General features: G+C 71.6%; 14 protein-coding genes. 5 read left to right on the top strand and 9 right to left on the bottom strand.

The genetic code is table 11. From position 1 onward, the window contains the following. Positions 1-54: 54 nt before the first annotated feature. Positions 55-1,194: an Mrp/NBP35 family ATP-binding protein gene (locus DK412_RS00960; RefSeq protein ID WP_109970404.1), complete on the top strand. Its 1,140-nt coding sequence runs from the start codon at positions 55-57 to the stop codon at positions 1,192-1,194. Continuing rightward, positions 1,191-1,829, top strand: coding sequence for a molybdenum cofactor guanylyltransferase MobA (gene mobA / locus DK412_RS00965; protein WP_109970405.1), 639 nt, complete (start codon positions 1,191-1,193; stop codon positions 1,827-1,829). Before DK412_RS00960 ends, mobA begins: the two co-directional genes overlap by 4 nt. 359 nt (positions 1,830-2,188) lie before the next feature. Here the strand turns inward: mobA and DK412_RS00970 are convergent, their stop codons facing one another. From DK412_RS00970 to DK412_RS00990, 5 genes are all read right to left on the bottom strand, one after another. Beyond that, positions 2,189-2,644, bottom strand: a complete 456-nt coding sequence (locus tag DK412_RS00970) for a peptidylprolyl isomerase (RefSeq protein WP_109970406.1) — start codon at positions 2,642-2,644, stop codon at positions 2,189-2,191. After that, complete coding sequence (locus DK412_RS00975; RefSeq protein ID WP_109970407.1) at positions 2,641-3,105, bottom strand: hypothetical protein; 465 nt, start codon at positions 3,103-3,105, stop codon at positions 2,641-2,643. Before DK412_RS00975 ends, DK412_RS00970 begins: the two co-directional genes overlap by 4 nt. A gap of 4 nt (positions 3,106-3,109) precedes the next feature. Then, the gene (locus DK412_RS00980) at positions 3,110-3,658 is read right to left on the bottom strand and encodes a peptidylprolyl isomerase (protein ID WP_093568964.1); all 549 of its coding nucleotides are present in this window, start codon (positions 3,656-3,658) and stop codon (positions 3,110-3,112) included. Positions 3,659-3,692: 34 nt separating this feature from the next. Continuing rightward, complete coding sequence (gene coaD, locus DK412_RS00985) at positions 3,693-4,196, bottom strand: pantetheine-phosphate adenylyltransferase (RefSeq protein WP_109970408.1); 504 nt, start codon at positions 4,194-4,196, stop codon at positions 3,693-3,695. A 69-nt stretch (positions 4,197-4,265) separates the two neighbouring features. Beyond that, positions 4,266-5,093 (bottom strand): phosphodiester glycosidase family protein, encoded by an 828-nt coding sequence (locus DK412_RS00990; RefSeq protein WP_245447373.1) that lies wholly within the window; start codon positions 5,091-5,093, stop codon positions 4,266-4,268. 117 nt (positions 5,094-5,210) lie between these two features. On the opposite strand from DK412_RS00990, the gene DK412_RS00995 reads away from it, so the two are divergent. After that, positions 5,211-5,687 (top strand): hypothetical protein, encoded by a 477-nt coding sequence (locus DK412_RS00995; RefSeq protein ID WP_109970410.1) that lies wholly within the window; start codon positions 5,211-5,213, stop codon positions 5,685-5,687. 81 nt (positions 5,688-5,768) lie between these two features. Here DK412_RS00995 and DK412_RS01000 read toward each other — a convergent pair whose 3' ends face one another. Beyond that, positions 5,769-6,188: a DUF4174 domain-containing protein gene (locus DK412_RS01000; RefSeq protein ID WP_109970411.1), complete on the bottom strand. Its 420-nt coding sequence runs from the start codon at positions 6,186-6,188 to the stop codon at positions 5,769-5,771. Positions 6,189-6,393: 205 nt separating this feature from the next. Here DK412_RS01000 and DK412_RS01005 point away from each other — a divergent pair, with 205 nt between their 5' ends. Beyond that, entirely contained in the window at positions 6,394-7,407 is a 1,014-nt protein-coding gene (locus DK412_RS01005) for an NADP-dependent oxidoreductase (protein ID WP_109970412.1), read from the top strand. A 3-nt stretch (positions 7,408-7,410) separates the two neighbouring features. Here the strand turns inward: DK412_RS01005 and DK412_RS01010 are convergent, their stop codons facing one another. Further along, a complete protein-coding gene (locus tag DK412_RS01010; protein ID WP_109970413.1) occupies positions 7,411-8,154 on the bottom strand; it encodes an RNA methyltransferase in 744 nt (247 codons plus the stop codon). A gap of 292 nt (positions 8,155-8,446) precedes the next feature. Between DK412_RS01010 and DK412_RS01015 the strand changes: the two genes are divergently transcribed. Further along, positions 8,447-9,661 carry an NADP-dependent isocitrate dehydrogenase gene (locus DK412_RS01015; RefSeq protein ID WP_109970414.1) on the top strand — a complete coding sequence of 405 codons (1,215 nt, stop codon included), beginning with the start codon at positions 8,447-8,449 and terminating at the stop codon, positions 9,659-9,661. Positions 9,662-9,738: 77 nt separating this feature from the next. Here the strand turns inward: DK412_RS01015 and DK412_RS01020 are convergent, their stop codons facing one another. Next, positions 9,739-10,395 (bottom strand): intradiol ring-cleavage dioxygenase, encoded by a 657-nt coding sequence (locus DK412_RS01020; RefSeq protein ID WP_109970415.1) that lies wholly within the window; start codon positions 10,393-10,395, stop codon positions 9,739-9,741. Between the two features lie 40 nt (positions 10,396-10,435). After that, positions 10,436-12,052: a hybrid sensor histidine kinase/response regulator gene (locus tag DK412_RS01025; RefSeq protein ID WP_109970416.1), complete on the bottom strand. Its 1,617-nt coding sequence runs from the start codon at positions 12,050-12,052 to the stop codon at positions 10,436-10,438. Positions 12,053-12,204: the final 152 nt, after the last annotated feature.

A 12,204-nucleotide genomic window follows, 5' to 3' on the forward strand; every position in this document is an offset into this window, starting at 1 on the left:
GCGCAGGGGTTACATGACCGGAAGCGAACGAGTGGCGGACAGGAGCGAGACGACGTGGCGATCACCCGGGACGACGTGCTGAAGGCGCTCGCGGGCGTGACGGTCGATGCGGCGGGGACCAGCCTGCCGGCCTCCGGCCGCCTGTCCGAGATCGTCATCGATCCTTCCGGCCGGGTGGTGTTCTCGATCGGCATCGCGCCGCCGGAGGCGAAGGCCTTCGAGGCGGTGCGGCAGGCGGCCGAGATCGCGGTGCTGAAGGTGCCCGGCGTCAAGGCGGCGCTGGCGAGCCTCACCGGCGAGCGCGGACCCGGCGCGGGGTCCGCGCCGCGTCCCGCCGCGCCCGGGCCCCAAGGCGGCGCTCAGGGCGGTCCCCGGCCCGGCCCGGCCCTGCCGGGGGTGCGCCACATCGTGGCGGTGGCCTCGGGCAAGGGCGGCGTCGGCAAGTCGACCACCGCCTGCAACCTCGCCCTGGCGCTCCGGGCGCAAGGCCTCAAGGTCGGCCTGCTCGACGCCGACATCTACGGCCCCTCGGTCCCGAAACTCTTCGGCCTCGACCGCAAGCCGGAGACGATCAACACGCCGCAGGGCCAGCGCATCGTGCCGCTCAACGGCTACGGCCTCGCGGTGATGTCGATCGGCTTCCTGATCTCCGCCGACACGGCGATGATCTGGCGCGGCCCGATGGTGCAATCGGCCCTGACCCAGCTCCTGCGCGAGGTCGCCTGGGGCGAGCTCGACGTGCTCGTCGTCGACATGCCCCCCGGCACCGGCGACGCGCAGCTGACGCTGGCGCAGGGAACGCCGCTCGCCGGCGCGGTGATCGTCTCGACGCCGCAGGACCTCGCGCTGATCGACGCGCGGCGCGCCGTGACGATGTTCCGCCGGGTCGAGGTGCCGATCCTCGGCGTGGTCGAGAACATGGCGACCTTCGTCTGCCCGCATTGCGGCGGCACCTCGCACATCTTCGGCCATGGCGGCGCCCGCCAGGAGGCCGAGACCCTCGGCGTGCCGTTCCTCGGCGAGGTACCGCTCAACATGACGATCCGCGAATCCTCCGATTCCGGCCGTCCCGTGGTGGCGGTCGATCCCGACGGGCCGCAGGCCGCCGCCTACCGGGCGATCGCCGCCGGCCTCTGGGCCAACATCAGCGGCGGCGCCGGCCCGCGCCCGGCGCCCCGGATCGTGATCGAGTGAGCACGCCCCCGACCCTCGGGGTGATCCTCGCCGGCGGGCTGTCCCGCCGGATGGGCGGCGGCGACAAGCCGCTGCTCCGGCTCGGCGACCGGACCCTGCTCGAGCGCGTGGCCGAACGCTTGCGCCCGCAATGCTCCGCCGGCCTGATCCTCAACGCCAACGGCGACCCGGCGCGGTTTCGCGCCTTCACGGGCTTCGTGGTGCCGGATTCGCTCCCCGACGCGCCGGGGCCGCTGGCGGGCGTGCTCGCCGCCCTCGATTTCTGCGCCGCGCATCACCCGGATGTCGGTTACGTCGCGAGCGTCGCCGGCGACACGCCGTTCCTGCCGCACGATTTCGTCGACCGCCTGCACGCGGCGCGGGCCCGCGACGGCGTCGAGATGGCGGTGGCGGCCTCGGGCGGGCAGCTGCACTTCGTCAACGGGGTGTGGGCGGTGGCCCTGCGCCACGACCTGCGGGCGGCCCTGGTGGAGCGGGGCCTGCGGCGGGTGGGCATGTGGATCGCCCGGCACAACGCGGCGGAAGCGGCGTGGGAGTCGGAGCCGGTGGACCCGTTCCTGAACCTCAACACGCCGGAGGATTTTTTCGCGGCGGAGCGGCTGGTGGCGGGCGAAGGCCAGACGTCGATCCATTAGGCGCGAAGTTTCTCCTCTCCCCGACAGATCCCGGGCCTGCCCGGGCTCTGCAAGCAACGGACGAAGTCGGGCAAGCCCGACTTCTCGCGGAGAGAGGCCTGAGCTCCGAGGGGCTCAGGAAGCCCGAAGGGCGAGGGTGAGGGGGTTTTTCCGGAGGAGCCTCACTCGTCGAAACCCCCTCACCCTCGCTCCGGCTGCGCCTCCGCTTGCCGCGCCCTCTGGACGAGGGCTCGGCCCTCTCCCCGCCCGCGGGGAGAGGAGGAACCCGCGCCCCGTCTTTTTCCCGGACAGCCCGGGGCAGAGGGGGGAGGGTTCGCGCGCCTGGCTCGGCAGCCCGAGGGCCCGCCGAAGCCTTCTGCTTACGCCTCGACGCGCATCGACGTGATGGTGTCGGGATCGCGCACCGGCTCGCCGCGCTTGATCTGGTCGACGACCTCCATGCCCTCGACCACCTTGCCCCACACCGTGTACTGGCGGTCGAGGAACTTGGCGTCGCCGAAGCAGATGAAGAACTGCGAGTTGGCCGAGTGCGGGAAGTTGGTGCGGGCCATCGAGCAGGTGCCGCGCACGTGCGGCTCGGCGTTGAACTCGGCCTTCAGGTCCGGCAGCTCGGAGCCGCCGGTGCCGGTGCCGGTCGGGTCGCCGGTCTGGGCCATGAAGCCGTCGATGACGCGGTGGAACGGCACGCCGTCGTAGAAGCCCTGCTGCGAGAGGGTCTTGATCCGCTCGACATGGTTGGGGGCGAGGTCGGGGCGCAGCTCGATGACCACGCGGCCCTTGCTGGTCTCCATCACGAGTCGGTTGCTGTCGGTCATGGTCGGTCTCCTTGATTCGGACCAGGGTAGACGAAACGCAGGGCGATGGGACGCCCCGCGACGGCCCCGCCGAGTCCCGCCGTCAGCCGCGCCGGGGTGCAGCGGGCCAGCGACGAGAGGGTTTCGGCGGCGAGAGCCTCGCGGCGCTCGGGGCGCACGCGGGCGAAGGTGATCCGCGGGGTGCCCTGGAGGCTCCCGTCCCGCCGCAGGGCGAAACGCGCGGTGATCGCGGCGGCTCCGAGGTCTGCCGGCGGGCGCCAGCAGGCGGCAAGCACGGAATAAAGCGCCACCAGGGTGTCGGCAGCCCCCGGCGGCGGGCCCGCCGCCGGGACCCGCACGGTCGCCCGCAGAGTCGTCGGCAGCGAGAGCACCGAGGGGTTGTCGTAGACGTCGAACTGCGCGGCGGCGGGCGAGGCCGAGAGGGCCAGCGCGACGCCGACGCGGATCGACCCGCCGCGCAAGGCCTTACTGGCCGTCCTGCGCCAGGCTCATCCGGACGATCTTGTCCGGGCCCTGCACGGTGCCGTTCTGGGCCGAGGAGCCCTTCTTGATCTTGTCGACCACGTCCATGCCCGAGGTCACCTCGCCCACCACCGTGTACTGGTTGTTGAGGAACGAGGCGTCGCCGAAGCAGATGAAGAACTGGGAATTCGCCGAGTTCGGGTCCTGCGAGCGGGCCATGCCGACGGTGCCGCGCTTGAACGGCGCCTTGGAGAACTCCGCCGGGATGTTCGGCAGGTCGGACTTGCCCATGCCGGTGCCGGTCGGATCGCCGGTCTGGGCCATGAAGCCGTCGATGACGCGGTGGAACACGATGCCGTTGTAGAAGCCGCGCTTCGTCAGCGTCTTGATCTGCTGGACGTGCTTGGGGGCGAGGTCGGGGCGCAGCTGGATGGTGACGCGGCCGTCCTTGGTGTCGAGGTAGACGGTGTTCTGGTCGGGCGCGGCGCTCGCCGGGGCGGCGGCGCTGAAGGCGGCGACGGACAGCACCAGGGCTGCGAGCCAGCGGATCATCGGGATGTCTCCTGAAAGGGTGAGTACGCCCGCGTCAGGCGGACGGGGCGAAGCGGGCGCTGAGGCGGTCGGCCACCGCCGCGGGCACGAAGGGCCGCACGTCGCCGCCCATGGCGGCGATCTGGCGGACCAGGGTGGCGGTGATCGGCCGCACGCCGGTCGAGGCCGGCAGGAACACGGTCTGCACCTCCGGCGCCATGGCGCCGTTCATGCCGGCGAGCTGCATCTCGTAGTCGAGATCGGTGCCGTCGCGCAAACCGCGGATGAACAGGCTGGCCCCGTGCCGGCGCGCCGCCGCCACCGCGAGGTCGGCGAAGGTGACCACCTCGAGCGCCGTCCCGGTCTCGGCGGCCAGCGGCCCGCAGGTGGCCCGGATCAGATCGGCCCGCTCCTCGGCGGTGAAGAGCGGGGTCTTGCCCGGATGCACGCCGATCGCCACCACGAGGCGGCCGACCAGACGGCAGGCCTGGCGCACCACGTCGAGATGGCCGTTGGTCACCGGATCGAAGGAGCCGGCATAGAGCGCGGTGCGGTTCATCGTGGTCCCCCCTAGAGCATTTTCGGGATCAACGGAACCGCCCGTCCCATCCCCTTCACTTGACCCGCCTCACTTGGTCACGGCGCCGACGAGCGGCCCGAGCGGGCGGCTCAGGTCCTGGCGGCCGAGCGAGGGGGCGTAGAGGCTCGACACGCTGCCGTCGAGGAACAGTGCGTTGGGGCAGCCCAGCGCATCGCGAAACAGCCGCGCGAAGGCCCCGAAGCTCACCGGTGCTTCGGAGATCGCGAACACCGCCGTGTGCCCGTCCGGCCGCACGCCGACCCCGTTGCGGATTTTTTGCGAGGGGCCGTCCTCGGAGATCTTCGGGTGGATGCGGTTGTTGATCACCAGCATCGGCCCGGACTGGGTCGCGAACTCGGCCCGGGGATGGGCCTTCAGGTAGCGGCCGGTCTCGAGCACGCCGGCCCGGTCGCCGGCGACGTAGAACACGCCGTTCGGCTTGAGGTGGAAGTTGCCCGGGCCGTTGGCGGTGTTGGCGGCCTTCAGCTCGCGCCCGTTCTCGACGTAGAGGCCGACGGGGCTAAGCCCCGTATCGTACATGCCGGCATTCATCGCGAAGGCGAGGTTCGTCCCCTGCTGGCCGGCGAGGCGCGACAGCGAGCCGTAGGGCAGGCCGTCGGGCCCGCGCCAGAACAGCTTCACCCGGGCGCGCCGCAGATCGACGGTGCAGACGGCGTAGGCCTGGCCCTCGTGGGTCTGCGGCCGGCAGGAGGCCGGCGAGGCAGCGGGCGCCGGCGCGGACGCGACCGAAGGGGAGGCGGCGGGCGCCGCAGGGGCAGGGCCGGCGGCGAGCCAGCCCAGGCCCGCTCCGAGCAGCCACACCCCGATCCGTCCCGCCCTTGCCGCCATCATCGTCTCCGCACTTCGTCCGCGCATCCGGTTTTCGTGCTACCGGTATAGAGCGATCGTGACGTTTTGCAGCACGAACCGAACGTCGAGCTTGCGAGTTTTGAGAGCCTGGGGGTCGGACACTCTCTCGAGGGAGATCGGATCATGAAGGGCATGTTGGCGGCGTCGGCGGCGCTCGCGGGCGCGCTGCTGGTCGTACCGGCCACCGCGGAGGCGCGCGGCTTCGGCGGCGGATTCCATGGTGGCGGATTCCACGGCGGTGGCTTCCGGGGCGGCGGCTTCGGCGGCGGCGGGTTCCGCGGCGGCTTCGGCGGCTACCGTGGGGTCGGCTTCGGCGGCTATCGCGGTGGCTTCGGCGGGTGGCGCGGCGGCTACGGCTACCGCCGCGGCTATGGCGGCTTCGGCTACGGCGCCGCGGGCCTGGGACTCGGGCTCGGGCTCGGCCTCGCGGCGGCCACGGCCTACCCGTATTACGGCGGCTACGGCTATGGCGGCTACGCCCCCGTCGGCTATTACGGCGGCGGCTACGATTACGGCTATGGCGGCGGCTGCTACGAGGTGCCCCGGGTGCGCTGGACGCCCTACGGCTATCGCCGCGTGCTCGTGACCCGCTGCTACTGAGCCGGACGGCACGGACAGGAAGGGGCCGCCTGCGCGAGGGCGGCCCTTTTTCGTGGCCGTGGCCTTGAGCTCGATCTCGGATCAGTTGCGGCGCCCCGCGGCCTCGTCCCGCCGCATCGGCATGGCGTCGATGGTGGAGAACAGCCGCTCGGCCGGGATCGGCTCCTCCGCGACGAGCTTCGCCCCGCCGTCCTTGCCGACCAGCACCGCCCGGAACCCCGTCGCCGGCAGGCCGAGCCGGCGGCGCAGGGAAGCGGCCTCCCTCCCCTCCCCGATCGCCCGCACCACCACGAGGTCGCGCTCGCGCATCCCGGCGCCGGCCGCCTCGGCGATGCGCCCCTGCGCGGCGACGCGGGGATCGTCGGCGGCGGCCGCGATCACCAGGACCCGGGACTTCCAGCGGTAGCGGTCGAGGTCGGACCCGGCGGAGGCGGCCGGCAGGACCGCCGCGAGCAGGAGCGGGCCGGCGAGGAGCGAGGCGAGGAGCGACGACGCAGGCATGCCGAACCCTTTCGCGCGAACCTTTTCGCGATGGTGCCGGACCGGCCGGCGCACCCCTCGCAGGTAAGGCTCTGACAAACTCCGGCCAGCGCGGCGTTGACGCGCGGGGGCTTGCGTCCCAAGTGCGACGGACCGCGTGCGAGCGTGGCCGGTGGGCCGAGCCCGCGCGAAAGCCCCCAAGGAAAGCCCTCGAGGGAGGTCCCACATGTCCGACGTGAACCGCCGCATCGTCCTGGCGTCCCGGCCCCACGGCGAGCCGACGCCCGCCCATTTCCGCGTCGAACGCGGGACGGTGCCGGCGGCGAAGGAGGGCGAGGTGCTGCTGCGCAACCGCTACCTCTCCCTCGATCCCTACATGCGCGGCCGGATGAGCGCGGCGAAGTCCTACGCCAAGCCGGTCGAGATCAACGAGGTGATGGTCGGCGCCACGGTGGCGGAGGTCGTGGCCTCGCACAACCCGGGCTTCTCCGTCGGCGACACGGTCCTGGCCTATGGCGGCTGGCAGGACTTTTCCGTGTCGAACGGCCAGGGCCTGCGCAAGCTCGATCCGGCGGCCGCCCCCGTCACCACGGCGCTCGGGGTGCTCGGCATGCCGGGCATGACCGCCTATACGGGCCTCCTCACCATCGGGGCGCCCAAAGCCGGCGAGACCGTCGTGGTGGCCGCCGCCACCGGCCCGGTCGGCTCGCTGGTCGGCCAGATCGCCAAGCTGAAAGGCGCCCGTACGGTCGGCATCGCCGGCGGGGCCGACAAGTGCCGCCACCTCACGGAGGAGCTCGGCTTCGACGCGGCGGTGGACCACCGCTCCGCCGACCTGCCCGCCGCCCTGGCGGCGGCCTGCCCGGACGGCATCGACGTCTACTTCGAGAATGTCGGCGGCGCGGTGTTCGACGCGGTGCTGCCGCTCCTCAACGATTTCGCCCGCATCCCGGTCTGCGGCCTGGTCGCCAACTACAACATGACCGAGCTGCCCCCCGGGCCCGACCGGGTGCCGGCGGTCATGCGCGCGGTCTTGAGCAAGCGCCTGACCTTCCGCGGCTTCATCGTCTGGGACTTCGCCGACCAGGAGCAGGCCTTCCTCTCCGATGTCGGCCAGTGGCTGCGCGAGGGCCGCGTGCGCTACCGCGAGGACGTGGTCGAGGGGCTGGAGAGCGCGCCGGAGGCCTTCATCGGCCTGCTCAAGGGCCGCAATTTCGGGAAGCTGGTGGTGAAGCTGTAGGCGTCACCCCTCCGGGGGGCGCCGCGCCAGCGCCCGCAGCGCCCCCCGGAAGCTGCGCACGTCCTGCTCGGTCATCGCCATGCGGTGGAACATGTCGCGCATGTTGCGGATCATCCCGTCGCGCTTCGCCGGCGGGTAGTAGCCGGCGGCGTCGAGCTCGGCCTCCAGGCTCTCGAACAGCGCGATCACGGCCTCCCGCGGCGCCGGCCCCGAGCGCATCCCGCCTGCGAACGGCAGCACCGCCTGCCCGGCCGCCCGGCGCCACTCGTAGGCGACGAGGAGCACGCTCTGGGCGAGGTTGAGCGAGGAATGCTCCGGATCGACCGGGAAGGTGACGATGGCGTCTGCGAGCGACACCTCGTCGTTCGACAGCCCGACCCGCTCGCGCCCGAACAGGATGCCGACCGTCTCGCCCGCGGCGAGGCGGCCTGCCGCCTCGGCCATCCCCTCGTCGGGCCCGAAGACCCGCTTCATCTGCCCGCGCTCCCGCGCGGTGGTGGCGAGCACGTATTGAAGATCGCCGAGGGCCGCGGCGACGGTCGGGAAGATCCGCGCGCCGTCGAGGATGTGGGTGGCGCTCGACGCGGTCTCGCGCACGCCCTTCATCGGCCAGCCGCCCTTGGGGTTGACGATCCGCAACGCGTCGAGCCCGAAATTCCCCATCGCGCGGGCGGTCATGCCGATATTCTCGGCGAGCTGGGGCTCGACCAGGATGATGCAGGGGCGGTTCGGCAAAGGTTCGGTCATGGGGCGGCGTCGGTCGGAAACGGATCGCCGGCACATAGGGCCTCGTGCCCGGATCGCGAAGGGGCCTCGCGCGGCTTCGGGAACCCGCCGGCCCTGATCGACGTTCATTCCACGGACCTCCTTGCAGCCCCGGTGCCCCCGCGCCGGGGCTTTTTTCGTGACGTCCGAGAAAAACCATTCCGTCCCGGCGCTTCCCCCTGTTTGTGCAGCGCGCTATGACCGCGCCACGGCCGGCCGCGCGCCTCACGCGGGCCTGTGGGCGGCCCCCGGATCACGGAAGGCTGGATCAGACATGGCGAAGATCAAGGTGGCGAACCCCGTCGTCGAGCTCGACGGCGACGAGATGACCCGGATCATCTGGCAGTCCATCAAGGACAAGCTGATCCACCCCTACCTCGATGTCCCGCTCGAGTACTACGACCTCGGGGTCGAGCACCGCGACGCCACCAACGACAAGGTGACGATCGAGGCCGCCGAGGCGATCAAGAAGCACGGCGTCGGCGTCAAGTGCGCCACCATCACCCCGGACGAGGCCCGGGTGAAGGAGTTCAACCTCAAGGAGATGTGGAAGTCGCCGAACGGCACGATCCGCAACATCCTCGGCGGCGTGATCTTCCGCGAGCCGATCATCTGCCGCAACGTGCCGCGCCTGGTGCCGGGCTGGACCCAGCCGATCGTCGTCGGCCGCCACGCCTATGGCGACCAGTACCGCGCCACCGACTTCAAGGTGCCGGGCAAGGGCCGCCTCACCGTCAAGTTCGAGGGCGAGGACGGCACCGTCATCGAGCGTGAGGTGTTCAAGTTCCCGGGCGCCGGCGTCGCCCTGTCGATGTACAACCTCGACGAGTCGATCCGCGACTTCGCCCGCGCGTCGATGAACTATGGCCTGGCCCGCAAGTTCCCGGTCTACCTCTCGACCAAGAACACCATCCTGAAGGCCTATGACGGCCGGTTCAAGGACATCTTCGAGGAGGTGTACGAGGCCGAGTTCAAGTCGCGGTTCCAGTCGGCCGGCATCACCTACGAGCACCGCCTGATCGACGACATGGTCGCCTCGGCCCTGAAGTGGTCCGGCGGCTACGTCTGGGCGTGCAAGAACTACGACGGCGACGTGCAGTCGGACACCGTGGCGCAGGGCTTCGGCTCGCTCGGCCTGATGACCTCGGTGCTGCTCACCCCCGACGGCCAGACCGTCGAGGCCGAGGCCGCCCACGGCACGGTGACCCGCCACTACCGCGAGCACCAGAAGGGCAAGGAGACCTCTACCAACTCGATCGCGTCGATCTTCGCCTGGACCCGCGGCCTGTCGCACCGCGCCAAGCTCGACTCGAACGCCGATCTCGCCAAGTTCGCCGAGACGCTGGAGAAGGTCTGCGTCGACACCGTCGAGGCCGGCTTCATGACCAAGGACCTCGCGCTGCTCGTCGGCCCGGACCAGAAGTGGCTCTCCACCACCGGCTTCCTCGACAAGATCGACGAGAACCTGAAGACCGCGATGACGGCGTAAAACGCCGAGGGCGGCCGGGCCTCCCGGCCGCCCGTCAAGGTATCGTTCCCCGCAGCGTCGATGCCGCGGGGGACCCGTCAGGCGCCGCGCACCACCAGCGTCAGCGCCGCCGCGTAGCCCTCGCCCTCCGGGCGGATCTCCGCGATGCCGCGGCCCTCGGGGTCGTCCTGGCGCAGGAGGACGTCGCGGGCATTGCCGATCCGGCCGCGCCGGGAGCGGCCCGCATAGGCGGGCGCCCCGTACACCGCGTCGCTCACAGCGTCAGGGAAGTAGATCTGGCCCGTGAGCGCCGTCCGGCCGCCCAGGATCACCTTCACGTGGAGGTGGGGCGTGCGGCCCGGATACCAGCCGGGATAGATCGTCCGGAAGCCCACGCGGCCGGCTTCGTCGGCGACCTGCGTGCCACGCAGGAACGTTCGGCCGACGGTCGACGCGCCCCGGTCACCCTGATCGCGGGTACCCGAATACTGCCCCTGCGCGTCGGCGTGCCAGAGATCGACCCGGGCCGCCGGCAGGGCGACGCAGTCGCGCAACGTCACGACCTGCAGGCTCACCCGGAGCGGCGTGCCGGCCCGGTCTTCCCGGATGTCCGAGCGCAGCAGGCGGGGATCGAGGTAGAACGGTCCCTCCACCGCCTGCGGGGTCAGGAGGCAGGTCGCCCGCGCCGGCCGGGGCGCCAGGAGGCCGGCGGCAAGGGTGCCGAGCATCACGCGGCGCGTCGGGCGATTCGGCATCGGCTCCTCCCCTGTCCTGGCGGCGTGCGGCCGCCGCGCGTCAGGTCACCCCGGTCGGCCCGTCCAGCACCGCCCGCACCCGTCGCGCCAGCTCCATCCGGCGGTAGGGCTTGTTGATGATCTCGAACTCGCTGCCGCCGGCGTCGGTGCGCTCCAGCGAGGCCTCGGCGTAGCCGGTGGTGAGCAGCACCTTGAGGCGGGGCTGGCGGCGGCGGGCCTCGCGGGCGAGCATCACGCCATTCATGCCGCCGGGCATGATCAGGTCGGAGAACAGGAGGTCGACCTTGTCGCCGCCGTCGAGCAGTTCGAGGGCCTGGCGGCCGTCGGTGGCCAGCAGCGTGGTGTAGCCGAAATCGCGCAGGATCGCCCGGGCGAGTTCGGCGACGTCGCGGCGGTCGTCGACGACCAGGATCGTCTCGGTGCCGGAGCGCTGGTCGGCGCGCTGGCCGGGGCCCGGGGCCGGACGCTCCTCGCTGTCGCTCATCGGGAAGTAGAGCCGCACGGTGGTGCCGTGGCCGGAGCGCGACTCCATGACGACGGTGCCGCCCGATTGCTTGGCGAAGCCGTAGACCATGGCGAGGCCGAGTCCCGTGCCGCGCCCCTCCTCCTTGGTGGTGAAGAACGGCTCCATCACCCGCGCCAGGACCTCCGGCGGCATGCCGTTGCCGGTATCCGTCACCGCGACCGAGACGTAGCGCCCGGGCTGCGGAAGGCCGGAGGGCAGATCCTCGGCCGAGAAGACGTGGTTCTCGGTCCGGAGCGTCACCGTCCCGCCGTCCGGCATCGCGTCGCGGGCGTTGATCAGGATGTTGAGCAGCGCCACCTCGGTCTGGGTCGGGTCGAGGCGGGCGTTCCACAGGCCCTCGGGCAGCTCCGCCTCGATGGCGATGCCGTCGCCGAGGGTGCGCCCGGCGAGGTCGCGCATGCCCTCGACGAGGTTGTTGAGGTTGACCGCCCGCCCGTCGAGGCGCTGCTTGCGGGCGAAGGCGAGCAGCTGCTGGGTCAGGGTGGTGGCGCGCTCGGCGGCGCTGCGGATGTTGTCGACCGCCCGGGTCATCCGGCGCGGATCCGCCGCCGGGTCTTCGAGGCCCGACTGCAGGATGTCGACGTAGCCCACCACCACCTGGAGCAGGTTGTTGAAATCGTGCGCGATGCCGCCGGTGAGCTGGCCGAGCGCCTCCATCTTCTGGGCCTGGCGCAGGGCCTCCTCGGCGTCGCGCCGACGCGACACGTCGAGCTGCGAGCCGAAGAAGTAGACCAGCTCGCCCTTCTGGTCGTAGACCGGCGAGATGAACAGCGCGTTCCAGAAGGTCGAGCCGTTCTTGCGGTAGTTCAGGATCTCGGTCGCGATCTCTTTCCGTTCCGCGATGGCGCGGCGGACCTCCGACACCGTCTCGCGGTCCGTCTCGGGTCCCTGCAGGAAGCGGCAGTTGCGGCCGACCAGCTCCTCGGGCGCGTAGCCGGTCATCGCCCGGAAGGCCTGGTTGGCGAAGATGATCGGGTTGTCCGGCTGGCGCGGATCGGTCACGATCATCGGCATCCGCGTCATCTCGACGGCGGCGAAGAAGATGTCGCTGTGATGGTCCGAGACGTCGGTGGGTACGTCCGCCACGGTCGGCCGGGTCCCGAGTTCGGTCGGCGTTCGCTTCACACTCATCGTCGCTCCGGTGGCCCGCTGACCGAATCTCGTCCGCTCAAGATCCCGCCTGGACGATGGGATCCTACACCCGGCGCCCCTGCACAACGGTCGAGGCCACCCGTGCGACCGCGACCGGGCGTCGCTTCGGGACCGGGATAGGCCAGGCGACG

It is taken from the genome of Methylobacterium sp. 17Sr1-1 (assembly GCF_003173775.1).
Taxonomy (GTDB): Bacteria; Pseudomonadota; Alphaproteobacteria; order Rhizobiales; family Beijerinckiaceae; genus Methylobacterium.